This is a genomic window from Tetragenococcus muriaticus DSM 15685 (genome assembly GCF_000423785.1).
Taxonomy (GTDB): Bacteria; Bacillota; Bacilli; order Lactobacillales; family Enterococcaceae; genus Tetragenococcus; species Tetragenococcus muriaticus.
The window spans coordinates 26,764-53,194 of the sequence record NZ_AUIQ01000008.1 but is presented as its reverse complement, the minus strand read 5'-3'; the positions used below and the strand labels follow the sequence as shown (position 1 = coordinate 53,194).

32 protein-coding genes and 3 pseudogenes are annotated in these 26,431 nt (G+C 36.9%); 32 read left to right on the top strand and 3 right to left on the bottom strand.

Annotation, left to right across the window (positions count from 1 at the left end; translation table 11 throughout):
- The first annotated feature begins 329 nt into the window (after positions 1-329).
- From G577_RS12400 to G577_RS0102470, 11 genes and pseudogenes are all read left to right on the top strand, one after another.
- Entirely contained in the window at positions 330-797 is a 468-nt protein-coding gene (locus G577_RS12400) for a nucleoside hydrolase (RefSeq protein ID WP_244869434.1), read from the top strand.
- Between the two features lie 16 nt (positions 798-813).
- Positions 814-1,278, top strand: coding sequence for a nucleoside hydrolase (locus tag G577_RS12395; RefSeq protein WP_244869435.1), 465 nt, complete (start codon positions 814-816; stop codon positions 1,276-1,278).
- A 284-nt stretch (positions 1,279-1,562) separates the two neighbouring features.
- A complete protein-coding gene (locus tag G577_RS0102510; RefSeq protein ID WP_038024117.1) occupies positions 1,563-2,768 on the top strand; it encodes a NupC/NupG family nucleoside CNT transporter in 1,206 nt (401 codons plus the stop codon).
- A 346-nt stretch (positions 2,769-3,114) separates the two neighbouring features.
- Positions 3,115-4,026, top strand: a complete 912-nt coding sequence (rbsK, locus tag G577_RS0102505) for a ribokinase (protein WP_028789815.1) — start codon at positions 3,115-3,117, stop codon at positions 4,024-4,026.
- Positions 4,027-4,075: 49 nt separating this feature from the next.
- On the top strand, positions 4,076-4,996 hold the full coding sequence (rihC, locus tag G577_RS0102500) for a ribonucleoside hydrolase RihC (protein WP_028789814.1): 921 nt from the start codon (positions 4,076-4,078) through the stop codon (positions 4,994-4,996).
- Between the two features lie 124 nt (positions 4,997-5,120).
- On the top strand, positions 5,121-6,155 hold the full coding sequence (locus G577_RS0102495) for a linear amide C-N hydrolase (protein WP_028789813.1): 1,035 nt from the start codon (positions 5,121-5,123) through the stop codon (positions 6,153-6,155).
- 126 nt (positions 6,156-6,281) lie between these two features.
- Complete coding sequence (locus G577_RS0102490; RefSeq protein WP_028789812.1) at positions 6,282-7,019, top strand: glutamine amidotransferase; 738 nt, start codon at positions 6,282-6,284, stop codon at positions 7,017-7,019.
- 93 nt (positions 7,020-7,112) lie between these two features.
- A complete protein-coding gene (rpiA, locus tag G577_RS0102485; RefSeq protein WP_028789811.1) occupies positions 7,113-7,799 on the top strand; it encodes a ribose-5-phosphate isomerase RpiA in 687 nt (228 codons plus the stop codon).
- Positions 7,800-7,991: 192 nt separating this feature from the next.
- Positions 7,992-8,150: pseudogene (locus G577_RS11725) on the top strand (purine-nucleoside phosphorylase); the annotation flags it as partial.
- 222 nt (positions 8,151-8,372) lie between these two features.
- Positions 8,373-8,738 carry a hypothetical protein gene (locus G577_RS0102475; RefSeq protein ID WP_028789810.1) on the top strand — a complete coding sequence of 122 codons (366 nt, stop codon included), beginning with the start codon at positions 8,373-8,375 and terminating at the stop codon, positions 8,736-8,738.
- A 124-nt stretch (positions 8,739-8,862) separates the two neighbouring features.
- Entirely contained in the window at positions 8,863-10,053 is a 1,191-nt protein-coding gene (locus G577_RS0102470; RefSeq protein WP_028789809.1) for an iron-containing alcohol dehydrogenase, read from the top strand.
- A gap of 78 nt (positions 10,054-10,131) precedes the next feature.
- Here G577_RS0102470 and gpmA read toward each other — a convergent pair.
- Both gpmA and rpiA (G577_RS0102460) read right to left on the bottom strand, forming a co-directional pair.
- A pseudogene (gene gpmA, locus G577_RS10905) lies at positions 10,132-10,801 on the bottom strand (2,3-diphosphoglycerate-dependent phosphoglycerate mutase).
- A gap of 131 nt (positions 10,802-10,932) precedes the next feature.
- Complete coding sequence (rpiA, locus tag G577_RS0102460) at positions 10,933-11,607, bottom strand: ribose-5-phosphate isomerase RpiA (protein ID WP_028789808.1); 675 nt, start codon at positions 11,605-11,607, stop codon at positions 10,933-10,935.
- A 293-nt stretch (positions 11,608-11,900) separates the two neighbouring features.
- Here rpiA (G577_RS0102460) and rpsL point away from each other — a divergent pair, with 293 nt between their 5' ends.
- From rpsL to tuf, 4 genes are all read left to right on the top strand, one after another.
- Positions 11,901-12,314: a 30S ribosomal protein S12 gene (gene rpsL, locus G577_RS0102455; protein WP_028789807.1), complete on the top strand. Its 414-nt coding sequence runs from the start codon at positions 11,901-11,903 to the stop codon at positions 12,312-12,314.
- A gap of 43 nt (positions 12,315-12,357) precedes the next feature.
- Positions 12,358-12,828 carry a 30S ribosomal protein S7 gene (gene rpsG / locus G577_RS0102450; RefSeq protein ID WP_028789806.1) on the top strand — a complete coding sequence of 157 codons (471 nt, stop codon included), beginning with the start codon at positions 12,358-12,360 and terminating at the stop codon, positions 12,826-12,828.
- A 72-nt stretch (positions 12,829-12,900) separates the two neighbouring features.
- On the top strand, positions 12,901-14,985 hold the full coding sequence (gene fusA, locus G577_RS0102445; RefSeq protein WP_028789805.1) for an elongation factor G: 2,085 nt from the start codon (positions 12,901-12,903) through the stop codon (positions 14,983-14,985).
- Positions 14,986-15,133: 148 nt separating this feature from the next.
- The gene (tuf, locus tag G577_RS0102440) at positions 15,134-16,324 is read left to right on the top strand and encodes an elongation factor Tu (RefSeq protein ID WP_028789804.1); all 1,191 of its coding nucleotides are present in this window, start codon (positions 15,134-15,136) and stop codon (positions 16,322-16,324) included.
- 234 nt (positions 16,325-16,558) lie between these two features.
- Here tuf and G577_RS0102435 read toward each other — a convergent pair whose 3' ends face one another.
- Positions 16,559-17,932, bottom strand: a complete 1,374-nt coding sequence (locus G577_RS0102435) for an aminotransferase-like domain-containing protein (protein WP_244869433.1) — start codon at positions 17,930-17,932, stop codon at positions 16,559-16,561.
- A gap of 155 nt (positions 17,933-18,087) precedes the next feature.
- Between G577_RS0102435 and thiD the strand changes: the two genes are divergently transcribed.
- The 17 genes and pseudogenes from thiD (at position 18,088) to G577_RS0102350 (ending at position 26,417) form a co-directional block, all read left to right on the top strand.
- On the top strand, positions 18,088-18,924 hold the full coding sequence (gene thiD / locus G577_RS0102430) for a bifunctional hydroxymethylpyrimidine kinase/phosphomethylpyrimidine kinase (protein WP_028789802.1): 837 nt from the start codon (positions 18,088-18,090) through the stop codon (positions 18,922-18,924).
- Positions 18,908-19,435, top strand: a pseudogene (locus tag G577_RS10900) (ECF transporter S component). The gene thiD and the pseudogene G577_RS10900 overlap by 17 nt, the downstream one beginning before the upstream one ends.
- Before the next feature lie 394 nt (positions 19,436-19,829).
- A complete protein-coding gene (rpsJ, locus tag G577_RS0102420; protein ID WP_028789801.1) occupies positions 19,830-20,138 on the top strand; it encodes a 30S ribosomal protein S10 in 309 nt (102 codons plus the stop codon).
- 21 nt (positions 20,139-20,159) lie between these two features.
- Positions 20,160-20,789, top strand: a complete 630-nt coding sequence (gene rplC / locus G577_RS0102415) for a 50S ribosomal protein L3 (protein ID WP_028789800.1) — start codon at positions 20,160-20,162, stop codon at positions 20,787-20,789.
- Between the two features lie 30 nt (positions 20,790-20,819).
- Positions 20,820-21,443 carry a 50S ribosomal protein L4 gene (gene rplD, locus G577_RS0102410; RefSeq protein ID WP_028789799.1) on the top strand — a complete coding sequence of 208 codons (624 nt, stop codon included), beginning with the start codon at positions 20,820-20,822 and terminating at the stop codon, positions 21,441-21,443.
- Positions 21,443-21,730 carry a 50S ribosomal protein L23 gene (gene rplW / locus G577_RS0102405; protein WP_028789798.1) on the top strand — a complete coding sequence of 96 codons (288 nt, stop codon included), beginning with the start codon at positions 21,443-21,445 and terminating at the stop codon, positions 21,728-21,730. The genes rplD and rplW overlap by 1 nt, the downstream gene beginning before the upstream one ends.
- Before the next feature lie 41 nt (positions 21,731-21,771).
- Entirely contained in the window at positions 21,772-22,605 is an 834-nt protein-coding gene (rplB, locus tag G577_RS0102400) for a 50S ribosomal protein L2 (RefSeq protein WP_028789797.1), read from the top strand.
- Between the two features lie 42 nt (positions 22,606-22,647).
- The gene (gene rpsS / locus G577_RS0102395; RefSeq protein WP_028789796.1) at positions 22,648-22,929 is read left to right on the top strand and encodes a 30S ribosomal protein S19; all 282 of its coding nucleotides are present in this window, start codon (positions 22,648-22,650) and stop codon (positions 22,927-22,929) included.
- 20 nt (positions 22,930-22,949) lie between these two features.
- Positions 22,950-23,297 carry a 50S ribosomal protein L22 gene (gene rplV / locus G577_RS0102390; RefSeq protein WP_028789795.1) on the top strand — a complete coding sequence of 116 codons (348 nt, stop codon included), beginning with the start codon at positions 22,950-22,952 and terminating at the stop codon, positions 23,295-23,297.
- A gap of 13 nt (positions 23,298-23,310) precedes the next feature.
- Positions 23,311-23,967: a 30S ribosomal protein S3 gene (rpsC, locus tag G577_RS0102385; RefSeq protein ID WP_028789794.1), complete on the top strand. Its 657-nt coding sequence runs from the start codon at positions 23,311-23,313 to the stop codon at positions 23,965-23,967.
- A gap of 2 nt (positions 23,968-23,969) precedes the next feature.
- Entirely contained in the window at positions 23,970-24,404 is a 435-nt protein-coding gene (gene rplP / locus G577_RS0102380; protein ID WP_028789793.1) for a 50S ribosomal protein L16, read from the top strand.
- Positions 24,394-24,588, top strand: coding sequence for a 50S ribosomal protein L29 (rpmC, locus tag G577_RS0102375; RefSeq protein ID WP_028789792.1), 195 nt, complete (start codon positions 24,394-24,396; stop codon positions 24,586-24,588). The genes rplP and rpmC overlap by 11 nt, the downstream gene beginning before the upstream one ends.
- 21 nt (positions 24,589-24,609) lie before the next feature.
- The gene (gene rpsQ / locus G577_RS0102370; RefSeq protein ID WP_028789791.1) at positions 24,610-24,876 is read left to right on the top strand and encodes a 30S ribosomal protein S17; all 267 of its coding nucleotides are present in this window, start codon (positions 24,610-24,612) and stop codon (positions 24,874-24,876) included.
- Positions 24,877-24,933: 57 nt separating this feature from the next.
- Positions 24,934-25,302: a 50S ribosomal protein L14 gene (gene rplN / locus G577_RS0102365; RefSeq protein ID WP_028789790.1), complete on the top strand. Its 369-nt coding sequence runs from the start codon at positions 24,934-24,936 to the stop codon at positions 25,300-25,302.
- A 35-nt stretch (positions 25,303-25,337) separates the two neighbouring features.
- On the top strand, positions 25,338-25,649 hold the full coding sequence (gene rplX / locus G577_RS0102360; RefSeq protein ID WP_028789789.1) for a 50S ribosomal protein L24: 312 nt from the start codon (positions 25,338-25,340) through the stop codon (positions 25,647-25,649).
- Between the two features lie 27 nt (positions 25,650-25,676).
- The gene (gene rplE / locus G577_RS0102355; RefSeq protein ID WP_028789788.1) at positions 25,677-26,216 is read left to right on the top strand and encodes a 50S ribosomal protein L5; all 540 of its coding nucleotides are present in this window, start codon (positions 25,677-25,679) and stop codon (positions 26,214-26,216) included.
- Between the two features lie 15 nt (positions 26,217-26,231).
- On the top strand, positions 26,232-26,417 hold the full coding sequence (locus G577_RS0102350) for a type Z 30S ribosomal protein S14 (protein WP_028789787.1): 186 nt from the start codon (positions 26,232-26,234) through the stop codon (positions 26,415-26,417).
- Positions 26,418-26,431: the final 14 nt, after the last annotated feature.

The window sequence follows — 26,431 nt, the reverse complement described above, 5'->3', positions numbered from 1 at the left end:
AACGGTCTGGGTTGCATGCTTAAACGCGTAGACAGAACTACAGGAGGAAATAGCACAATCCCATGTGGATCCTTTCCACTGACTATTATATCTCAGGAACCACACAATATCGAAACAAGATCCCAAACGCCCTCCGCTCGTTCAAGAATCACGAGCTGCGCGGAGCTCCGCTCCTTGCCTTGGCGAGCAAAGCTCGCTTTAACAAAAGGGAAACATTGTGTTGCTTAAAGCTTTTATTGATGAATGTTATTTATTTTATTTTCAAAGAACCAGAATGTTTGTATCAGAGATGATGCTTATAAATATATTTTACGAGGAGGAGAAAAGGTATGAGAAAAGTTATTATTGATACGGACACGGCTGGTGATGATGCAATTGCTGTGTTGACTGCTCTTCATAATTTTAAAGTTGAAGGAGTTACTATTGCAGGGGGAAACGTTGCTTTTGAGCAGGAAGTGGAGAATGCTTTATATACAATTCAGCTAACTAATCCAAAAGAAAAGGTCCCCGTATATAAAGGATATGAAGAGCCTGTGTTAACTTATACAAAAAAAAGTCATGAAACTGTAGAAAATATTCATGGTGATTATGGTATGGGTGATGCTAAGTTTGAAAAAGTTGAGCAACGACCAGAAGAACAACATGCTATCGACTTTATTATTGAAAAAGTTAAAGCCAATCCTGGAGAAATTTCATTATTAGCTATTGCACCTTTAACAAATATCGCTATGGCTTTGAAAAAAGACCCTTCAATAATAAAAGATATTCCTCACTTGTATATAATGGGGGGGAACTAATAATTCATTAGGTAATATAACACCTTCGGCAGAATATAACTTTTATGTAGACCCAGAAGCTGCTCGTATAGTGTTGCATTCAGGTATCCCGATAACAATGGTAGGATGGGACATGTGTATAGAATATTCACTTATGTATAATGAAGATTTTAATAAGATTGCTGATATTAATACAAAAGGTTCCGAATTCTTTTTAGCTATTAATAGTTTTGTAAAAAATGCTAATAAAGATGTACACAAAGTAGACGGATCAACGCATCCTGATACGTTATTAGTAGCTATCGCTGCTGATGAAAAACTTATGACGAGTTCTTCTTATTATTATGTTGACATTGAAACGAAAGGGGAGCTAACTAGAGGAGAAAATATTGTCGATTTACACAATATTACTGGTAAGGAACCTAATGTACAAGTGTGTGAAGCTGTAGATAGAGAAAAATTTAAAACAGCTTTGATTGATGTATTAAAAACAATTAATTAGTTTAACTAATAGTAGGGTCGGTTATTAGTGAATAAATAATTTTAAGCGGATAAGTATCTATTAATTTGGTTGATTTAACTATTTAATTTAATGATTGTTTAAGTATAGGGCTCGTTTGGTTTTAACGGGCCAATATACGTAAAAATTATATATTCATTAGTGCAAGATAGACGGATTAATAGCCAGATATTTTTACTCAACTTTTTTAGGAAAGATTATATGATTGGTTGGTTTTTAATTCGTGAGTTTTAGCTAGATGGTATATGAAAGGGGACAAAGTAAGAATGATAAGCATAGCAAGAGGTTTAATCGCCTTAGTTGTTATTTTACTAGCAGGAATCGCGATGAGTTCTGACAGAAAAAAAATTGATTATAAGCATATTCTTTTGATGCTTGGCATCCAAATTATTTTAACTTTCTTTTTACTAGGAACTAGTGTTGGAATTAGTATAATAACGGGCGTTTCTGGTTTTTTTGGATGGTTATTGGAACAAGCTGGCGCTGGAACGGACTTTGTATTTGGGGGGGTCGTCTTAGAAGAAGGGGTAACGGTCTTCTTTTTCCACGTATTACTCCCTATTATTCTGATAAATGCGTTAATTGGCATTTTGAACTACACTAATATTTTGCCTTTTATCACGAAATGGTTGGGTAAAGGACTTAATAAAATAACAGGTTCCGGTGAGCTTGAAAGCTTTAATGCAATTAGTAGTTCAATATTAGCTAATAATGCTTTGTTAACAATTAAAGAAGTAATTCCTAAATTGTCTAGAAAACAATTATTTACTGTTTGTTTATCTGCCACTTCTGCTGCCGCTGCTACTTCATTTGGGGCTTATATGGAATTGATTGAAGGTAATTTGGTAGTTGTAGCTGTCATTTTAAATATTTTTTCTGCTTTAATTTTGAATAAATTAGTTAACCCTTATGACCCTGATGAAGGGAGTTTAGAAGAGTCTGTCGATGACTTATCTGAAGAAGACAGTCCCAAAGATAAGGAACCCTTTTTTTCCATGTTGAGTGATCATTTACAAGAAGGGTTTCAAATCGTCGTTTCTGTAATGGTGATTGTATTTGGCTTTATTAGTTTACTTTCCATGTTAGATAGTATCTTCGAACTAGCACTTAACATTTCGTTCACAGAGATTTTGGGCTATATTTTTGCCCCGATAGCCTATATCATGGGGATACCTAGTGGGGATGTTGTTGATGCTGGTAGCGTGATGGCTACAAAACTTATTACCAATGAATTTGCAGCAATTGGTTACCTTGTAGAAGTTGAGACTGTTTTGAGCGCAAAGACTTACGCGATGTTGTCTACTTATGTGATTAGCTTTGCTAATTTTGGCACTATGGGGATTTTAACAGGAGTTCTTGGTGGTATTGATAAAAACCAGAAGAATGTTTTGAGTAAAGATTTGATGAAACTTCTCACAGTAGCGACACTTGCATCTATGTTAACGGCAGCAGTTACTGGATTCTTCTATTAACTTTAGTTCAGTGTTCTTTTTAGTAGGGGACCATGAAATAAGAAATAGTTATTTCAGGTTAAATAATGGGGGTCAGTTACTTTGCCAAAAACTTAAAGTTACCCCGTACCCTTACTTGATAATTATAACCTTTACTTTTATAATTTTTGTAAACGGTTAATGATTAAAGAAAGTGAGGTGAAATTCTTTTAGGTTTAGAGTTAAATTGCCGAGATACCTTCGGTAAACTAAGGAGGGAATTCAGTATTATTTTATAATTTTTTATAACGATTTTGTACATGCTTTTTTAATGGCGATTCTTAGATTTATTTTAACCGGAAAAGTCGGAGAAGTTAGGAGGAGCGTTTTGCCAAAAGTTACAGTAGTAGGGAGTATTAATATTGATTTTTTAATTCAAACGAACCGCATTGCAAAAAAAGGAGAAACAGTTGAAGGTGAAAGTTTTTCTACCAATTTTGGTGGGAAAGGAGCAAACCAAGCAGTTTCAGCTGCTAAATTGGGTGCACAAGTGCATATGATTGGTGCAGTAGGAGAGGATGAATTTGGACAAGCTTTAATAGATAACTTAAAGAAATACAATATTAATACAGATTATATAAAGGTTAAGCCTGGGGAACCTTCAGGAGCTGCTTTCATTAGATTGTATAAGGGCGATAATTCAATTATTTATGTACCTGGAGCGAACAGCGCAGTATCGTATCAGGACGTCCGTGAGGCCGAAAATGTCCTTTTAACGAGTGACATAGTTATTGTCCAAAATGAGCTTCCCAGAGAAACTGTAGAGTATCTTGTCGATTTTTGTTACAAAAGGGATATTACCATTTTATTAAATCCTGCTCCAGCGCGTCCTATTTCAAAAGAATATATTGATAAATTAAACTTTTTTACGCCAAATGAAACAGAGTTTAGTGTTATTTTTGGAGATAAAAAGGTAGAAGATGTGTTATCCATGTATCCGAATAAAATAATTATAACACTTGGTTCTGAGGGAGCAATGTTTCATGATGGAGAAAAGATGGTGCATATACCGGCATTAGAAGTAGACGAGATAGTTGATACGACGGGAGCTGGAGATACTTTCAATGGTGCTTTTGCTTATGCTCAACAATCTAGTTTAACTATTGAAGAGGCAGTTACATTTGCGAATTTGACTTCTTCTGTGTCGATCCAAAAATTTGGAGCACAGACAGGGGCGCCAAGTTTTGAAGAAATACAGGCTTTAAAAGAATATGAAAACAGTTGGGGTTTTAAAAACTAATTATGTGTAAAGAATTTATTTTATTAATAATAAAAGGAGAGAATATTTTATGACAAAACGAAAAGTAATTATTGATACTGATCCTGGAATTGATGACGCGGCAGCAATGGCTATTATGCTATTTTCTGAGCAGGTAGAGGTCCCGTTGATTACTACAGTTACTGGGAATGTTAGTTTGGACAAGACCACGTATAATGCATTAAGACTTTTGCCTTTGTTTGGAAAAGAAGTACCTGTAGCCAAAGGAGCGGACCATCCGTTATTGCGAGAGCCTGTTGATGCTAGTGATGTGCACGGCGAGACTGGAATGGATGGATACGACTTCCCTGAGCCTAACGAAGATTTATTGTTAAATGAAACAGCTGTAGAAGCAATGTACCGTGTCATTATGGAATCCGATGAGCCGATCACTTTAATGCCAATTGGTCCGATGACAAATGTTGCCTTATTGTTACGAGAACATCCTGATGTAAAAGAAAATATTCAAGAAATTGTTTCAATGGGGGGAAGTACTAGCCGCGGGAATATAGGTATTTATTCAGAATTCAACTATCATGTAGACCCAGAAGCGGCTAAAATCGTTTACGAAAGCGGACTACCGATCACAATGGCTGGATTAAATATCGGAGACAAAGCGTTATTATATATCGAAGATCTTGAAAAATTACAAAAGGCTAACCCAGTAGGCGATATGTTGTACCATATATTTTTACGTTATCGCAGTGGTGATGGGAAAGTAGGCCTTCGTATCTATGATGCCTATGCAGCAGGTTATATTTTGAATCCTGAGATGTATACTACTCAAAAAACTTTTGTGGGTATCGAAACAAAAGGTGAGTTTACCTCAGGTGCTTCCGCTGCTGATTTGGGGAACAGTTTAGGACGCACACATAATGCTAATGTATTGGTGGATGTAGATGGTGAAGGGTTTAAAGAATGGTTTGTCAACTCAATAAAAAACTTATCCTAAATCATTAATCCCCCTCCCCCCTTGAGGCATTTTGTCTTGTAGAATCTGCTTTAAGGGGGGAGTTTTAATAAAATTGAAGCGGTTTATTTAGAAATAATTGTGTATTTAAATAAGGAGGTTTTTCATGAGTTGTACCGCGATTCAGTTAGTAACAGATAAAAATGAAATATTTTGGGGACGTACTCAAGATTTTGAACGCTATTTTGAATATTCTGGAGTGAAAATTCCTAGAAATTGGAATTATAATTCTCTTTTCACTCCGATTAAAACAAAGTATGCGGTCATGGGAATTGTATGGGCCGAAGAAAACGTCAAGCAGTATCCAGTAGTATTAGACGGTATAAATGAAAAGGGGCTAGTTGGAGGCTCTTTCTATTTTGATTACTTTTATGATTATCGACCTGCAAAAGAAATAAGAAACAGTGGTAAGACTCCATTAAGAGGAGAAGAGTTAGCCACTTGGATATTAATCAATTACAAAGATTGTGAAGACATTGTAAGTAATCTAAACAATGATATTGGGGTAACTTCAGAAAAGGGACCGATGATGGGTATCTCTGTACCTCAACATGTAGTTTTTCAAGATAAAACTGGCAGATCTGTAGTAATCGAGCCCTCTAAACCTAATGGGTTTGACATATATGAAAATAAAGTAGGGGTATTTACAAATCAACCGAAGTTTGATTGGCATGTGTCTAATTTAAAAGCTCATTTGGAAAGAAGTTCTAATAGAAAATTTGATTACTCGATAAATGAAGAGATAGAGCCTTTTAAAATGGAGGAATTTACTACCGGTTTACTAGGGGTGCCTAGCGATTTTAAACCTGAATCTAGGTTTTTAAGAGCAGCATACCACAAATTACATTCAATTGAAGTCACTCGAGAAAACGCATTACATCAACTTATACACTTGTTGGGTACTGTGAATAATCCTAGGGGTTCATTGAGAATTTCTGTTGGAAGAGGAGGAGTTGACCTACCGTGGACTCAATACTCTTCTTTTTATGATGTAACCAATAAATATTTGTATGTATATTTTTATGGAAATAGAACACTGCAAAGGTTAAGTTTCAAAGAAAGTGACTATAGTAAAAGTGACATTGAATATTTTGCCTTTCGTGAAAATGAAGTGGTTATTGATATAGATAGTGAAAAATAAGTATAATAATTTTACTGATTCTAGAACGGGGTAATCAATTAAATTAATATTATTTTCAACAGTTAAGTAAGCGCTTTATAAAATGGCTGGAATAAGAGTAAATATTAAAGATAGCGAGGGACTAATATGAGAAAAGTTTTACTTGCAGGAGAGAGCTGGACGATACATTCAATACACCAAAAAGGCTTTGATTCATTTACTACTACAACATACGAAACAGGTATCAAATGGTTTAAAAAAGCAATAGAAAGTCAAGGGTATGAATTAACTCATATTCCTAATCATTTAATCCAATATAATTTTCCTGAGACAGTAGAAGAATTAAACCAATTTGATATAGTTGTTTTATCCGATATTGGCTCAAATACGTTTTTATTGCCAGATTTATCTTTTTCTGAGGGACAACAATCAATAAATAAGCTGGAAGTCATAAAGCGATATGTTTCAAATGGAGGAAAATTATTAATGGCAGGAGGCTATATCTCTTTTTCTGGAATTGACGGGAAAAGTAGGTACGAAAATTCTCCTTTAAGGGAAGTATTACCGGTTAATTGTTTAGGGAAAGATGATAGAGTTGAAGTGCCTGAAGGGGTAGTCCCTTACGTTTCTAATCATGAAGTTTTTGAAAAAATACCTAAAAATTGGCCACATTTTTTAGGATATAACAAAACGAGCGAAAAACAAAATACAGAAGTTCTTGCAACTATAAACGGGGACCCTTTTATAGTAATCGGTGATTTTGGAAAAGGGAAGTCTGTTGCGTTTACTTCTGATATTGCTCCTCATTGGGGAAGTGAGGAATTTGTGAATTGGGAGTATTACCCGGTTTTCTGGAATAATTTATTCCAGTATCTTGATAAATAAAACGTACCTTTTAAGTTATACGGTACCTTTAGTTTTTGTTTTAAATATAGGAAGGGACAAAAACTCGAATAAACATGCAAAGGAGGGATTTTAATGAATATAAAAAAAAATCTAGGAAATAAAGCTGCGGAATTTGTTAAATCTGGGATGGTTATAGGGCTAGGCACTGGCTCAACTGTTTATTACTTTGTTGAAGCGTTAGGGAAAAAAGTTGCTAAAGAAAAGTTGGATATAGTAGGTATAACTACTTCGAATAAAACGAAAGAACATGCTTCATCATTAAATATTCCTCTTAAAAGTTTAGATGAAGTGGATTCTATCGATTTAACTATTGATGGGGCAGATGAAGTCTCAAATGATTTTCATGGCATTAAAGGCGGAGGCGGAGCCCTTCTTTTTGAAAAACTTGTAGCTTCAAATTCAAAAAAAAATGTTTGGATTATTGAGGATAGTAAACGCGTAAAAGCCTTAGGGAAATATCCCTTACCTGTGGAAGTAGTAAAATACGGAAGTGAAAAATTATTTCAAAAACTTGAGAAAAGGGGATATAAACCCACTTGGAGACTCACTGATTCAGGAAATAATTTTTTAACAGATGATGATAATTATATTATAGATTTACATCTTAGGAGAATCAGTTCTCCCCATGAATTTAGTAGAGAATTAATCGGACTGGTTGGAGTTGTTGAACACGGTTTGTTCTTAGACACTGTAGATACTGTTATAGTAGGTAGTAAAGGAGAAATAGAAATTATAGACACTCAGGTTGGAAAAAACTAGAGTTAAGGTAGGAATAGTGTACACTATATTAGGATAAAGGAAGTATGCCTTTATCAGTTTAATATGCTTTTTTGGAGATTGTTAGAGGGATTTCAACTAAAATAACTTTGAAAGTAAGAATATGACAACAGTTAAAGAATTTAGTGTGAAAAATTATTACAATGGGAAAATTGTTTTGTTATTAAAAATTAAGCTTCTTTGTGCTATCTAGGAGCAAAATTTGGTGTTCAGACTCTTGCCATTTGTACTGTTAGTGATCACATGATTACAGGTGAGGAAACGACAGCACTTGAAAGACAAACGACTTTTGATGAGATGATCAAAGTTGGACTAGATACAGCTTTGAGTTAGAAAAATTGAAATAAGTTATCTTTTATAAATAAAGCAGCTGAGGAGATTTCTACCCAAAGTACTTCTCAGCTGTTTTTGTATTTTCAATAATGTAAAAGCTAACTTATTTTTACGTGTTATTTTTATTAGTCAGTAAAGGTCTATATATTAGTCTATATTTGAGCTGTTAAATTCATTTTTCTATTATTTTACTCTATTATTAGTAAAAAGGAGGAATGATTGATGAGGTGGGTAATAAAGCAGGAGGATTTAGATAGAGTAAAAGAAGAACACGGGAATGCTCAAAGCATTGTTGGTTATGCTGATGAGCATAAGTTACTGACAATTCCGATTCCAAAAATGTATGCAGTTTTGCTAGATGATAATGAAATAAAACTTGTTCAATTGAATATGAATATGGAAGTAAAAAATATTGATACTATTCCTATAAGTAGCATTGATGCTATTAAAATTAGTGGAGCGGTAATCAAAAAAGTAGTAGTAACAACCAAAGATACTAAAGTTAAGTTAGCTGTAAAAACCTTAGCTGTGGGTATACAAAAAGCACAAAAAGAAATGATAGAAAAATTGGGAAGTTTAGTTAAATAAGGTGCCATCTATTTTTCAAAAAGTATAATCAAAGGCTATTCATATCTTCTTTTTAGGAGGCTTGGATAGCTTTTTTGACTTTAAATAAAATTCTAGAGATAATGAGGGAAAAGGAGGTTTTTCCATGGAAAATTTTGATTTTCATGTAACGACAGATATCCGTTTTGGTAAAGATCGATTAAGCGAGCTTTCCGATGTTCTAAATAACTTTGGCAAAAACGTATTGTTAGTTTACGGGGGAGGCAGCATTAAAAAGAGCGGTCTTTATGACGAATTATATGATCAGTTGAATCAAAACGGTAATCATGTAGTTGAATTAGCTGGTGTTGACCCCAATCCAAGGATTGAAACTGTACAAAAGGGAGTACAGTTATGTAAAGAAAACGATGTTGACGTGGTCTTGCCTGTAGGTGGCGGCTCTGTTATTGATTGTAGTAAGGCTATTGCAGCAAGTGTGTTTGTTTCAGGTGACTTATGGGAAAATTTTGTTCTAAAACGAAATTATGAAGGGCCTGCATTACCTATTGTAACTGTCCTTACTTTGGCGGCTACAGGAAGTGAAATGAATGGTACTTGTGTTATCTCCAATATGGATGCACAAATAAAACTTGGTGTACATGGAAAGAGTCTGCTGCCTAAAGTTTCCTTTCTTGATCCAACCAATACGTATAGCGTTAATCCCTATCAAACAGCTGCAGGTTCAGCAGATATCCTTAGCCATTTGATTGAAAATTATTTTAATGCCACACCAGGCACAGAGGTGCAAGATGAAATAGCAGAAGGATTAATGAAAACCGTTATTAAGTATTTACCAGTTGCTTTAGATGAACCAGATAATTATACGGCAAGGGCTAATTTAATGTGGGCCAGCACCCTTGCTTTAAATGGTTTAGTTGGTAATGGGAAAAAAGGCTCTTGGTCATGTCATGCAATGGAGCATGAATTAAGTGCATTTTATGATATTACTCATGGTGTTGGTTTGGCTATTATTATACCGCGTTGGATGGGACATATTTTAGATGAGAATACTATTCCTAAATTTCAACGGTTTGCTCAAGAAATTTGGGGTGTAGACGAAGAGGACCCTAAACGAGCAGCAGAGATAGGTATTCAAAGATTTTATGATTTCCTAGCTTCTTGTGGCATCCCGATGACTTTACCGGAAGTAGGAATTCAAACAGAAGAAGATCTTCAAGAAATGGCTCATCGTGCTGTAGAACATAGCTCGATTTCCACTAAAGGATTCGTGCCATTAAATGAAGATGATGTAGAATCTATTTACCGTGCTTGCATGGAAGATGCTTCCTTTGTATAAATTATTTATGATAAGGCTATATAATTTCTTATAAAAAAGATTCGCCGAAGTTTAGTCGGCGAATCTTTTTTAAAATATTTATAAGTAATATTTGTCTTTAACAGTTAAGTCATCGTTTAATTCGTAAACGCTAGGTTTTCCTGTTGGAATTTCAAGATCCATAATATCGTCGTCTGAAATTCCTTCGATGTGTTTTGCTAAAGCACGTAAAGAATTACCGTGTGCTGCGACTAACACCGTTTTTCCATCTCGCAAATCAGGAGCGATATGGTCTTCCCAAAATGGTAGTGCCCGTTCTAAGGTAACTTTTAAGTTTTCTCCGCCAGGAATTGTTCTTGGGTCTAGATCAGAATAACGACGATCAGCTTCAGGATCCTTTAACGGTGGGAGAACATCGTAAGAACGGCGCCAAATATGAACTTGTTCATCTCCATATTTATCGCGTGTATTTTGTTTGTCTAATCCTTGCAAAGCACCGTAGTGACGTTCGTTTAAGCGCCAAGATTTTACTTCAGGTACCCATAATTGGTCCGCTTCTTCTAATATATAATGACAAGTTTTGATTGCGCGTGTTAAAACAGAAGTATAAGCAATATCAAATTCGATGCCCGCTTCTTTTAATTTTTGACCTGCATCTTTTGCTTCTTCTACACCTTCTGGAGCTAAGTCAACATCCACCCAGCCGGTAAATTTGTTTGCTTTGTTCCATTCACTTTTTTCCATGACGTGCAAAAATTAGTTTTGGCATAAAAATTCTCCTTTGTACGTTTAATTACTGAAATTTTCATTTCACATTTATTGTACACTTTTTTACTATTTTTTTCCATTAGTAGTAAGAAGTAAGAAAAAAATCCGTGGTTTTTCCCCACTTCTTTTTGACTATCGTATATTAGAGACTATTTGTGCGCCACTTTGTCTACCAATAATAACAGTGTTAACCATATTTAAGAATAAACCGTGTTCTACAACGCCTACGGTTTCGTCCAATTCTTTGGCAAGTTTTTCTGGGTGATCAATTTGAGTTAAATTTAGATCAATAATGGAATGGCCGCTATCCGTTACTTTCATTTGGTCGTTTTCCATTCGAAAACTTGGGTGGTACCCTTTTTGTGCAAATAAATGAAATAATTGATGCTGGCCATACGGTATGACTTCTACAGGTAAAGGGAACTCTCCTAGCTTATTTACCATTTTGGATTCATCTACGATCCAAATGACTTGGTCAGTGTAAGTAGCGACAATTTTTTCAAAAAGTAAGGCAGCTCCTCCTCCTTTAATTCCTTGATAGTCTGTATTTATTTCATCTGCTCCGTCGATAATGAGATCCACCTTTTTTACTTCATCGATAGACTTAATAGGGATTCCGATTTCTGCAGCTTGTTGTTTTGAAATGGTAGAAGTAGGGGCCCCCACGACATTAAGTTTTTCTTCTTTTATTTTACGCCCGATTTCTTTAATCATATAATAAGCTGTAGACCCAGTCCCAAGACCTACAGTCATACCGTCTTTAACATAACTAGCAGCTTTAATCCCTACATCTTCTTTTAGGTTCAATCTTCTCACTCCTATAATTAGTAAATATTCTTTTCATCCTATTATATTATGTACGAATTGAAAATGATAGCGTTATCCAAAAATAGTTAGAAAAAGCTATTGGAAAATGTTGACAAGCTATTGCATGCATGGTATTCTTTCAAAGGTGCTTTATAAACAGGTCTTTTTAATAAACATGCTGACTGTATAAGGACATCTGATAAAATATGCAGCGTATGCATTCTTTTTTATCGCAAAAAAAGAACCACCTGGATGTGTGGAACTATAAAGCAATTAAGGGAGGAGGAAATAAAATGCCTACAATTAATCAATTAGTACGTAAGCCTCGTAAAACAAAAAGCGAAATATCTGATTCACCAGCATTGAATAAAGGGTATAACAGCTTAAGAAACAAACAGACAACTGTATATTCTCCGCAAAAGCGTGGGGTAGCTATGCGTGTCGGTACAATGACTCCTAAAAAGCCTAACTCTGCTTTACGTAAGTATGCTCGTGTTCGTTTATCAAATTTAATTGAAGTAACAGCTTACATCCCAGGCATCGGTCATAACTTACAAGAGCACAGCGTGGTATTAATCCGCGGCGGACGTGTTAAAGACTTGCCAGGGGTACGTTATCATATTGTACGTGGTGCATTAGATACTGCGGGAGTGAATGATCGCAGAACATCTCGTTCAAAATATGGTACGAAAAAACCTAAATCTTAATTTAATCTATAAATAAACGAATTTTCGAAAGGAGGAGTTACGTATGTCTCGTAAAGGTGCTGTAGCAAAGCGCGATGTTTTACCAGATCCTATTTATAATTCAAAATTAGTGACACGCTTAATTAACCGTGTGATGATCGATGGTAAACGCGGTACTGCTTCAAGTATTATTTATAATGCGTTTGATAATATCAAAGAAACTACAGGAAATGAACCTTTAGATGTTTTCGAACAGGCGATGAAAAACATTATGCCTGTTTTAGAAGTGAAAGCTCGTCGTGTAGGAGGTTCGAACTACCAAGTACCCGTAGAAGTGCGTCCTGAACGTCGTACGACTTTAGGTCTTCGCTGGGTGGTAAATTATGCGCGTTTGCGTGGAGAACATTCTATGGAAGAGCGGTTAGCTAAAGAAATAATGGACGCAGCTAACAATACTGGCGGTTCTGTCAAAAGACGTGAAGATACACATAAAATGGCGGAATCAAACCGAGCATTTGCTCACTATCGCTGGTAAAGCTCTCGCTTCTTTATTGGTAAAAGGTATAACCATAGCAAAAGCTTAAAGTGAGAGGAGAACAAGCTAGAAATGGCAAGAGAATTTTCGTTAGAAAAAACTCGTAATATCGGTATCGTAGCACACGTAGATGCTGGTAAAACGACAACAACTGAACGTGTCTTGTACTATACAGGTCGTATCCATAAAATTGGCGAAACGCACGAAGGTGCTTCACAAATGGACTGGATGAGCCAAGAGCAAGACCGTGGGATCACGATTACCTCTGCTGCTACTACAGCGCACTGGAGAGATCATCGTGTAAACATTATCGATACTCCCGGACACGTGGACTTCACAATTGAAGTGCAACGTTCATTGCGTGTGTTAGACGGTGCAGTTACTGTACTAGATTCACAATCAGGTGTTGAACCACAAACTGAAACGGTTTGGCGTCAAGCAACAGAATACCAAGTACCTCGTATTGTATTCTGTAATAAGATGGACAAGGTGGGGGCAGATTTCTTATATTCTGTTCAATCCTTGCATGATCGTTTAGAAGCTAATGCGCAACCAATCCAGTTGCCAATTGGTGCTGAAGATAACTTTGAAGGTATCATTGATCTTGTGACGATGAAGGCTGAATTTTATAAAGACGATTTAGGTACTACTTTTGAAGAAACTGAAATCCCAGATGAATATAAAGAAATAGCTGAAGAATGGCATGGTAAATTAATAGAAGCTGTTGCTGACTTTGATGAAGATATCATGATGAAATACTTGGAAGGTGAAGAAATTACACCTGAAGAGTTACAAGCAGGTATCCGTCAAGCGACATTGTCTGTAGACTTTTATCCAGTATTATGTGGTTCTGCTTTTAAAAACAAAGGGGTTCAAATGATGTTGGATGCGGTAATTGATTACCTACCTTCTCCAACCGACGTTCCCCCAATTAAAGGGATCGATCCGAAAACAGAAGAAGAAACTGAACATCCTGCTGATGATAATGATTCATTTTCATCACTAGCTTTTAAAGTTATGTCAGATCCTTATGTTGGTCGCTTGACATTCTTCCGTGTTTATTCAGGAGTATTAAATACAGGCTCTTATGTATTGAACGCGACTAAGGACTCACGTGAACGAATTGGTCGTATTTTGCAAATGCACGCTAATTCTCGTTCTGAGATCGATAAGGTTTATTCAGGTGACATTGCAGCTGCTGTGGGTTTAAAAAACACTACAACAGGGGATACCCTTTGTGATGAAAAAAATCCAGTTATTTTGGAAACTATCAACTTCCCTGACCCAGTGATTCAAGTGGCTGTTGAACCTAAGTCAAAAGCTGACCAAGATAAAATGGGTGTTGCATTGCAAAAACTTGCAGAAGAAGATCCATCCTTTAAAGTTGAATCTAATCCAGAGACTGGGGAAACAGTGATTGCTGGTATGGGCGAACTTCAGTTAGATGTTTTGATTGATCGTATGAAGACTGAATTTAAAGTGGACGCTAATATTGGTGCACCACAAGTTTCTTATCGTGAGACTTTCCGTTCATCGACGAATGCTGAAGGGAAATTTATTCGTCAATCTGGTGGTAGAGGTCAATATGGTCACGTATGGGTCGAGTTTACGCCGAACGAAGAAGGCGGAGGCTTCGAATTTGAAAACTCCATCGTCGGTGGGGTTGTACCGCGTGAATATATTCCTGCCGTACAAAAAGGTTTAGAAGATGCGATGGAAAATGGTGTGTTAGCTGGTTATCCGCTAGTTGACGTGAAGGCTAATCTTTTTGATGGTTCTTATCATGATGTCGATTCTAATGAAACGGCCTTTCGAATTGCGGCTTCAATGTCTCTACGTGATGCTGCGAAAAAGGCGGATCCAGTCATTCTTGAACCGATGATGAAAGTAACGATTAGTATTCCTGAAGAATATCTAGGTGATATCATGGGACACGTTACAGCACGTAGAGGACGCGTAGAAGGAATGGATGCTCACGGAAATGCACAAACTGTAAATGCATTTGTTCCGTTAGCTGAAATGTTTGGCTATGCAACAACACTACGTTCAGCTACACAAGGACGGGGAACTTTCATGATGACATTTGATCACTATGAAGCCGTGCCAAAATCGATCCAAGAAGACATTATTAAGAAAAATGGTGGAAGTACTGAATAAACTGAATAAATTTATTCAACGAAATACTTTAAACACTGTATTTTTTGATGAGTTTCGTGTACAATAAATTAAAATAAGATGGGTGGAAAGCCGTCTAGGGTTTTCTGCCTATCAAATATAAAAATGCAATTTAGGAGGAACAATAAAAATGGCGAAAGAAAAATATGATCGCACTAAATCCCATGTTAACATTGGTACTATTGGCCACGTTGACCATGGAAAAACAACATTAACAGCTGCAATTACAACTGTTTTAGCTAAAAGAGGTTTCACAACAGAAGCATCAAGTTTTGACACAATTGATAGAGCTCCTGAAGAAAAAGAACGTGGTATTACGATTAATACATCTCACGTTGAGTATGAAACAGAAAACCGTCACTATGCTCACATTGACGCTCCAGGACACGCAGACTATGTTAAAAACATGATTACTGGGGCAGCACAAATGGACGGAGCTATCTTGGTAGTTTCTGCTGCTGATGGTCCAATGCCACAAACTCGTGAACATATTCTGTTGTCACGTAACGTTGGCGTCCCTTATATCGTTGTTTTCTTAAATAAAGTAGATATGGTTGACGATGAAGAACTACTTGAATTAGTTGAAATGGAAGTACGTGATCTATTAACAGAATACGACTTCCCAGGTGATGACACACCCGTTATTTCTGGTTCAGCTTTGCGCGCTTTAGAAGGCGACGAAGAATACGAAGAAAAAGTTATGGAACTAATGGATGCAGTGGATGACTTTATCCCAACACCTGATCGTGACCATGAAAAACCATTTATGATGCCAATTGAAGACGTGTTCTCAATTACTGGTCGTGGTACAGTTGCTACGGGTCGTGTAGAACGCGGAACTGTTAAAGTTGGCGATGAAGTTGATATTATTGGTATCCACGAAAATGTTAGAAAGACAACAGTTACTGGTGTAGAAATGTTCCGTAAATTGTTGGATTACGCTGAAGCTGGCGATAACATTGGTACTTTGTTACGTGGAATTTCACGTGATGACGTTGAACGTGGTCAAGTATTAGCTAAACCAGGTTCAATTACACCACATACTAAATTCTCAGCAGAAGTTTATGTGTTGACAAAAGAAGAAGGTGGACGTCATACGCCATTCTTCTCAAACTATCGTCCACAATTTTACTTCCGTACGACTGATATCACTGGTGTGATCGAATTACCTGAAGGTACTGAAATGGTTATGCCAGGTGACAACGTAAATATGGAAGTTGAATTAATTCATCCAGTTGCTATTGAAAATGGTACACGTTTCTCCATTCGTGAAGGTGGACGTACCGTTGGTTCAGGTGTTGTTACTAACATCGAAGCATAATTCTATTCAAATTAGTACGATAAATAAAAACTTTCCAAAACTTCTTAGCGTTTTGGAAAGTTTTTTTGTGTTATCTATTTTTTTAACCCTATTAAGAGGTTATTGATATAAACTCCCCTTCATTTTTCTTATTATGAAGGGACAATTCCTGCACTTCCCTTTATTCTTTCATTTTTTATTCAAAAATGAACTTTATTATTTTAGTCTATTTTTCATGGGTTGTATATAAATAACTTAACGACCATTTTTCAATTTCTCGGTAATCGAGGCTAACTTTTGGCTAAAAATCATTCGCTTCTTCTTATCTACAGGGGTATAGTTTATTCTCATAGAAGAAGTGTCGTTGCTAAATAAAAAAGAGGGCGCAATGAACAATCCTTCTTGCAAAAACACTTGCCAATCATTACGTGTTAGTTTTTTTTGTCGCCATGTCAACCAATAATAAAGCCCCCCATCAATTGGAGAAAACTGCCAGTCTTCTTTAAAAGCTTGCAAAGTTTGAGCAAAAGCTTGGCTTCTATCTTGTAGTTTTTTAGCTAATTGTTGCTGTTGTTTTTTATAAGTTTGTTGTGATAAAGCTGCGGTAGCTAAAAGTTGTGGTAATAAATCTGTCTCATTTTCCGTAATTTTTTTTGCGCTGACTAAGCTTTTAATCAGTGGGTTTGGTGCAACAAGCCATCCAACTTTTATAGAAGAACTAAAAATTTTGGATAACGAACCTAAATAAATTACTTGGTCAGGGGCAAGAGACTTCAAAGAAGGAAGAGATTGCCCAAAGCCTAATTCACTAAAAACGTCATCTTCAATGATAGGCAAATGGTGTTTTTGACAAACACGGATGATTTCTTTACGGCGTTTTAAAGACATCGTTTTTCCAGTTGGATTTTGATAGTTTGGATTAAGATATAATAATTTTATTTTCTTTTTTTGGATTAATTCTTCCAAAGCTTGGCAATCAATCCCTGCTTGGTCTTGTTTGATTCCCTTTAAATGAATGCCTCTTGCTGCAAACAAGGGTAGCGAAAATAAAAAAGAAGGGTCTTCTGTAGCAATAGTGTCTCCCGGCTTTAATAAAACTTGAATAAGCCAAAAAATCCCTTGAGTTGAGCCTGCAGTAATTAAAATATCTTGTCCCTTTTGAGGGATGTCTTGAAAAAAATGTTGAAAAATTAGTTTTTTTAACGGCTTATAACCTGTCGGGGTTAATTGTTTTTCTTCGTGCATGATCTTGTCCCAAGTCATAGCTGGAAATTCAAAATCGGGGATTAAATCGCTACTTAAGTCTCCTGTGTAAAGATCCAATCCATTTTTAGCATCGTTTTGATTTTTTAGCTGGGTAATGTAAGGATCTTCTTTTAATAGCGGACTGGAAAATAAAGTACGCCATTGATAAATCGCAGGCTGGCGATTTCCCCACTGTCCTTGAGCGACATGGGTTCCGCTGCCTTGCCGTCGTTCGATCCAACCTAAACTCATCAATTCTTCCAATGCGTGTACGACTGTTGAGCGATTAATTTGCAAAGCTTCCGCTAGTTTTCTTTCAGCGGGTAAACGTTGACCTGGCAACAGCTCTCCTTGTTGAATACTCGAAATAATTTGATGTAACAACTGTTGGTATAGAGGTTCTTTTTTTGTTTTATTAAGTTTCCAGATGATAAGCACCTCCTTAATTGGATGAGTTTAAAATAGTCCAATTGGCTGTTTTCGTCAAGAAAAAAGGTGGTATACTCTAATTTAAATGAATGGAAGGACGTGTATATTATATGAAACAAGTATTAACTATTGCTGGATCGGATTCAACAGGTGGCGCTGGTATTCAAGCAGATTTAAAAACATTTGAAGAATTTGGTGTGTTTGGTTTTTCAAGTTTAACTTCAATTGTAACTATGGATCCGGATAATGGCTGGAGTCATGAGGTTACTTCAATTTCTGAAGAATTATTACAAAAACAACTTCTTTCTGTTTTTGCTGGCAAACCAATGGATGTGGTGAAAACTGGCATGATGGGTAACGAGAAAAACATCCAAATTGCAAGCGAATTTATTGATTATCATCAGATAAAAAATGTCGTTATTGATCCAGTCATTGCTTGTAAAGGGACTGCGCAAGTTCTACAACCTAAAAGCGTAGCAGGCATAAAACAGTATTTGCTTCCACAAGCGTTAATTGCTACTCCTAATCTAAATGAAGCAGGTATCTTATCTGAATTAGGAGATCTAGAAAGTTTGGATGATATGAAAAAAGCTGCAGCAATTATTCATCAAATGGGCGCTGCAAATGTTATTGTCAAGGGTGGTCATCGTTTAGCTACTGATAAGGCTATTGATATTTTTTATGATGGAAAAGACTATCAAGTTCTTGAAGGTCAACTGTTTTCGACGGACTACAACCATGGCGCAGGTTGTACATTTGCTGCTGCAATTGCTGCGGGAATAGCTAAGGGATATTCGGTGTTGGAAGCATGTAAACTAGCTAAAGAGTTTGTCTCAGCTGGCATTGAAAATGGCGTTTCCATTAACCCATATGTCGGTCACATTTGGCATGGTGCTTATAATCAAGCTGAAAAAAGGATGGTTCCTTCTCATGAAAATAACGACTAGGAATGTCGTCATGGTCGCTCTTTTTACAGCATTAACAGTGATTGGTACTATGATCAAAATTCCTCTACCGACAGGTGCCTTTGTTCATTTAGGCAATGCTGTATTACTTTTATCTGTATTGCTTTTAGGCTATGTTAAAGGTTCTCTTGCAGGAGGGCTAGGATTTGCTATTTTTGACATTTTGAATGGTTATGCAGCAGAAGCACCTTATTTTATAGTAGAAAGTTTTATTGTAGGAGCTGTTGCCTATGGTTTGTTTTTAGTTTATCGAAAAAATCCGACACGTATTTGGTAAATTATCGTGATTGCCACTGGTACAGGTGTAGCGAAATTGGTTATGACACAAATTAAAAATACAGTTCGGCAGGTTTACTTAGGAATGGATCTTACTACTGGATTTACAACTGCTGCACTTTCGCTTCCAGCCACTGTTATTAATGTGGTTTTAACAGCAATATTAGTCTCATTTTTATACTTTCCATTAAAAAAAGCGATGTCGTCCGTTTTTTAAAGTTATGACGGGTAGTATTGCTTGCTCATCAATAAAATATTAGCTCAAACTCCAGTTGTTATCTTTTTGAGAGAAAATGACTGGAGTTTTTTGTTCTTAATCAATAGATAGGGAGGCAAAATGACTTTTTTAATTCTTTTATGAAAAATCATTTGAAAACTGTTCTTGAAAGATAAAATTTCTAGTAAAAAAAACTTGCTATTCAAGCTTTAGCATAATATAATGTAAAAGGTGCTTTTTTCTTAGGGAATAAAAGATTCTTCAGTGAAAAAAGGATCTGGTGGCTAGGAAACGAGAGGTTGCGACACGCCAGGCCGCTTTGCCATGGCCGAGCCTGTCGGAAAATTTTCGTGGAGCTATGTCTACTTTTAAAATAGGCGAAGGAGGGAAAATAATGGCAAAACAACAAATTCGTATCCGTTTAAAAGCGTATGAAAATCGCGTTTTAGATCAGTCAGCGGATAAAATCGTAGAAACTGCACAAAGGACGGGAGCGACCATTTCAGGTCCAATTCCATTGCCAACACGTCGTAGTGTATACACTGTTATTCGTTCACCACATAAATTTAAACAATCACGTGAACAATTCGAAATGCGTACGCATAAACGTCTTATCGACATTGTAAATCCAACACCGAAAACTGTTGATGCTTTAATGAAGCTAGACTTACCATCAGGTGTAAATATTGAAATTAAATTATAATTAATCATTGGAGGTGTAATCATGACTAAAGGAATCTTAGGAAGAAAAGTGGGAATGACTCAAATCTTCACTGAATCTGGCGAACTAATTCCGGTAACGGCTGTTGAAGCCGAGCCTAACGTTGTTTTACAACTTAAAACAGTTGAAAATGATGGTTATGAAGCTGTGCAAGTTGGCTATCAAGATAAACGTGAAGTTTTGAGTAACAAACCTGCTAAAGGTCATGTTGCAAAAGCAAACACGGCTCCTAAGCGCTTCATTCGGGAATTCAAGAATGTAGAGCTTGAGGGCTTAGAAGTAGGATCAGAAATCAAAGTTGATACTTTTGAAACTGGCGAAACGGTTGATGTAACCGGAACAAGCAAAGGTAAAGGATATCAAGGCGTTATCAAACGTTATGGCCAAGGTCGCGGTCCAGAAAGACATGGATCTCGTTTCCATCGCAGACCAGGTGGTATGGGTACATTGGAAGCTAAACATGTGTTAAAAGGAAAGCAACTTCCAGGTCGTATGGGTGGCGATCGTGTGACTATCCAAAACTTAGAAATTGTACGTGTAGATCCTGAACGCAATGTTCTTTTAATCCGAGGCAACATTCCTGGAGCGAAGAATTCATTGATCACCGTTAAATCTGCTGTGAAAGCACACTAAATTAGAAGGGAAGAAAGGAGGAACTAAGCAATGCCCAATGTAGTATTATTTAAACAAGATGGTAGCCAAAATGGTGAAGTCACACTAAATGAAGGAATTTTCGGTATTGAGCCGAATGAATCAGTTATTTTTGATGCTGTTAAGATGCAACGCGCTTCATTAAGACAAGGTACACATGCTGTGAAAAACCGTAGTGAAGTCTCTGGCGGCGGTAAAAAACCATGGCGCCAAAAGGGAACTGGCCGTGCTCGTCAAGGTTCTATTCGCGCACCACAATGGCGCGGTGGTGGTACAGTATTTGGACCAACTCCTCGTTCTTATGGCTACAAACTTCCTAAAAAAGTTCGTCGTTTAGCATTAAAATCTGTATTTTCCGAAAAAGTTGCTAATGATAATTTTGTTGTTGTCGACGCATTAAATTTTGATGCACCAAAAACAAAAGAATTCAAAGAAGTATTAGAAAATCTATCGATCGATTCCAAAGTATTGGTCGTAGTTGAACCAGAAAATGAATCTGCGTTATTGTCTGCTCGTAACTTATCTAATGTAGCAGTAGTTACTTCCGACAATGTGAATGTGTTAGACGTTGCAACGAGTGACAAAGTATTGACCACTCAAACTGCTCTTACTCAAATTGAGGAGGTGCTTGTATAATGAATTTACTAGATGTAATTAAACGTCCTGTGATCACTGAAAAGACAATGCTTGATATGGACGAAAAGAAATATACGTTTGAAGTTGACACAAAGGCGAACAAAACGTTGGTAAGACAAGCAGTTGAATCAGCTTTTGACGTAAAAGTAGCAAATGTAAACATCCTTAATGTACACCCTAAACCAAAACGCATGGGACAATATCAAGGATATACGAAAAAACGCCGCAAAGCGGTTGTATCCTTAACAGAGGATTCAAAAGAAATCGAAATTTTCGCAGCTGAGTAAAGAAAATAGCTGTTAAAAAATTTAAAACAGGAGGGAAAGACGTGGCACTTAAAAAGTATAAACCTATTACAAATGGGCGCCGGAACATGACAACTTCTGATTTTGCTGAAATCACTTCAACAAAACCAGAAAAAACGTTGATGGAACCATTAAAAAATAATGCCGGTCGTAATAATAACGGTACTATTACTGTTCGTCGCCAAGGTGGCGGTCATAAACGTCAATATCGTACGATCGATTTTAAACGTAATAAAGATGATGTCGTTGCGACAGTTCAATCAATTGAATATGATCCAAATCGCTCTGCAAATATCGCCTTGCTCCACTATGAAGATGGTGTAAAATCTTATATCCTAGCACCTAAAGGTTTGAAAGTTGGAGCAACTGTACTTTCAGGAAGTCAAGCAGACATTAGAGTTGGAAATGCTATGACTTTAGCTGATATTCCAGTAGGAACTACTGTTCATAATGTTGAACTAAAACCAGGAAAAGGCGGACAATTGATTCGTTCTGCTGGTACAGATGGACAAGTTCTTGGTAGAGAAGGTAAGTATGTATTAGTTCGTTTAAGCTCAGGCGAAGTTCGCATGATTTTAGCAACTTGTCGCGCAACAGTTGGTTCTGTTGGTAACGAACAACATGAATTGATTAATATCGGAAAAGCAGGACGCTCTCGTTGGATGCATCGTCGTCCAGTTGTCCGTGGTAGTGTTATGAACCCTAACGATCACCCACACGGTGGTGGTGAAGGAAGAGCACCTATTGGTCGTGTGGCTCCACTTTCTCCATGGGGACAAAAAACAGTTGGCTTGAAAACACGCAAGAAGAACAAACAGTCTAATAAACATATTGTTCGTCGTCGTAAGTCAAAATAATTTAACGAGTAAACATAACGTATTTTAAAAAGGAGGTTCACCATGAGTCGTAGTGTTAAAAAAGGACCTTTTTGTGATGACCATTTGATGAAAAAAATTGAAGCACAACAAGGTGTTGAAAAGAAAAAAGTAATAAAAACTTGGTCTCGTCGTTCCACGATTTTCCCAAGTTTTATTGGATATACCATCGCTGTATATGATGGACGTAAACATGTACCTGTTTATATCCAAGAAGATATGGTCGGACACAAACTTGGTGAGTTTGCACCAACTCGAAGCTTTCGTGGACATGCTAAAGATGACCGAAGAACGTCAGCTCGCTAATCTGAGAGGAGGAAAGAGAAATGGCAGAACAAATTACATCAGCAAGAGCTACTGCTAAAACCGTTCGTGTTTCTCCTCGCAAATCACGCTTAGTTATTGATTTGATTAGAGGGAAAAGCGTTAGTGAAGCAATTGCTACTTTAAAATTTACGCCAAATAAATCAGCTGAACCTATTGAAAAAGTATTAATGTCAGCTGTAAGTAATGCAGAAAATAACTATGACTTGGAAGCTGAAAATTTAGTTGTTACTGAAGCATATGTAAACGAAGGACCAACCATGAAACGTTTTCGTCCTCGTGCAAAAGGCTCAGCGTCACCTATTAATAAACGTACAAGTCACATCACAGTTGTTGTATCAGAAAAATAAGGAGGGATAGTCAGTGGGCCAAAAAATACATCCAATTGGTATGCGTATTGGTGTTATCCGTGATTGGGAAGCCAAATGGTATGCTGATAAAGAATATGCAGATTTGTTACATGAAGATTTACGAATCCGCAAATTTATCGATGAAAAACTTGCTGAAGCAGCTGTATCAGCCGTTGAAATCGAACGAGCTGCGAAACGTGTGAATATTTCCATTCATACCGCAAGACCAGGTATGGTTATCGGTAAAGGCGGTTCTGAAGTTGAAAACTTAAGAAAGCAATTAAACAAGTTAACCGGCAAACGTGTTCATATTAATATTGTTGAAATAAAACAATCTGATTTGGATGCAGAATTAGTCGGTGAAAACATTGCTCGTCAATTAGAAAACCGGGTTGCTTTCCGCCGTGCACAAAGACAACCAATCCAACGCACGATGCGTGCGGGTGCAAAGGGAATCAAAACGCAAGTTTCTGGTCGTTTGAACGGAGCAGATATCGCTCGCGTGGAAGGTTACTCAGAAGGAACAGTACCATTGCACACACTTCGTGCTGATATCGACTATACATGGAAAGAAGCCATTACAACCTACGGAAAATTAGGAGTAAAAGTGTGGATCTATCGGGGAGAAATTCTCCCAACAAAAAATGACACTGAGAAGGGAGGGGAATAAACATGTTAGTACCTAAACGTGTAAAGTACCGTCGTGAGTTTCGTGGAAGAATGCGAGGAGAAGCCAAGGGTGGCAAGCAAGTAGCTTTTGGTGAGTACGGTTTGCAAGCTTTAGATTCTTCTTGGATTACCAATCGACAAATTGAAGCTTCTCGTATCGCAATGACACGTTATATGAAACGTGGCGGAAAAGTATGGATTAAAATTTTCCCTCATAAATCATATACGGCAAAAGCTATCGGTGTACGTATGGGGTCAGGTAAAGGAGCTCCGGAAGGTTGGGTAGCTCCAGTAAAACGTGGTAAGATCCTTTTTGAAATCGCCGGAGTTTCAGAAGAAGTTGCTAATGAAGCATTACGCCTTGCTTCTCACAAATTGCCAATCAGAACTAAAGTTGTAAAACGTGAAGAAATGGGTGGTGAATCGAATGAAGGTTAGAGAAATCAGAGAGTTAACCACCACCGAAATGCTAGAACAAGAAAAACAATTTAAAGAAGAGTTGTTTAATCTTCGTTTCCAATTAGCTACCGGACAGCTAGAAAATACAGCACGTATTAAAGAAGTGCGCAAATCGATTGCACGCATTAAAACAGTATTGCGTGAAGAACAAGTAAAGCAATAGTGGAAGGAGGCCATGAATCGGATGACTGAAGAAAGAAATAATCGTAAGGTTTATGAAGGACGCGTAGTATCTGACAAAATGGATAAAACAATTACGGTTGTCGTTGAAACCAAGAAAAACCATCCAACTTACGGTAAACGTATTAACTATTCAAAAAAATACAAAGTACACGATGAAAATAATGAAGCCAAAACTGGTGATATCGTGAGCATTATGGAAACTCGTCCATTATCAGCTACAAAACGTTTTCGCTTATTAGAAATCGTTGAAGAAGCGGTAGTTATTTAACTACAGGAGATTTTCCTATATAGATTAAATTGCTATATTGAAAGGAGGATACATGTCGTGATCCAACAAGAAAGTCGTTTAAGAGTTGCTGATAATTCAGGAGCACGTGAAATTTTAACAGTTAAAGTTTTAGGTGGTTCAGGTCGAAAAACTGCGAATATCGGCGATGTAATTGTTGCTACGGTTAAACAAGCAACGCCAGGTGGGGTTGTCAAAAAAGGCGAAATTGTAAGGGCAGTGATTGTTCGTACAAAATCAGGTGCTCATCGCACAGATGGTTCTTATATTAAATTTGACGAAAATGCAGCGGTTATCATTCGTGATGATAAAAGCCCACGCGGAACTCGTATCTTTGGCCCCGTTGCTCGTGAATTGCGCGAAAGCAACTTTATGAAGATCGTTTCGCTAGCCCCAGAAGTACTATAATGGTTATTTAATATCAAAGGAGGTGCGAAACAAGAATGTTTGTTAAAAAAGGCGATAATGTTAAAGTTATTACTGGAAAAGATAAAAATAAAGAAGGCGTCATTTTAGAAGCTCAACCTAAAAAAGATCGAGTAATCGTTGAGGGCGTCAACATGGTGAAAAAACATCAAAAACCTTCACAAGCTGCTCCGCAAGGTGGCATTGTTGAACAAGAAGCACCGATCCATGTGTCTAATGTCATGTTAATCGATCCTTCAAATGGAGAAGCAACTCGTGTTGGTCATAAATTCGTTGACGGAAAGAAAGTCCGTGTTTCTAAAAAAACCGGGGAAGTTATTGATAAATAATCTAATCAAGGAAGGAGGGGCAACTAAATGAACCGCCTTAAAGAAAAATATACACAAGATATCGTTCCATCGTTAGTTGAAAAATTTGACTATAGTTCCGTTATGCAAACACCAAAGGTTGAAAAAATTGTTATCAATATGGGTGTTGGTGACGCAGTTTCTAATGCGAAGAATTTAGATAAAGCAGTAGAAGAACTACAGTTAATTTCAGGACAAAAACCTTTAGTTACAAAAGCTAAAAAATCTGTTGCAGGGTTCCGTCTGCGTGAAGGAATGCCAATCGGCACTAAAGTTACTTTACGTGGAGACAGAATGTATGACTTCTTAGATAAATTAGTTAATGTTTCTTTGCCACGTGTACGTGACTTCCATGGGGTAAGTAAAAGAGCTTTTGATGGTCGTGGAAATTATACATTAGGCATCAAAGAGCAATTAATTTTCCCTGAAGTTGATTATGATTCAGTGGATAAGGTACGTGGAATGGATATCGTTATTGTTACAACAGCTGACACAGACGAGGAATCTCTCGAATTGTTAACACAATTAGGATTACCATTTCAAAAATAAAAGGAGGCGAAGAAATTGGCTAAAAAGTCACAAGTTGTTAAAAACAAAAAACCAGCAAAATATTCAACACAAGAATATACTCGTTGTGAACGTTGTGGTCGCCCGCGTTCAGTTTATCGTAAATTTCATCTTTGCCGTATTTGCTTCCGCGAACTGGCCTACAAAGGTCAAATTCCCGGCGTGAAGAAAGCTAGCTGGTAAAAAAGTAAACTCGC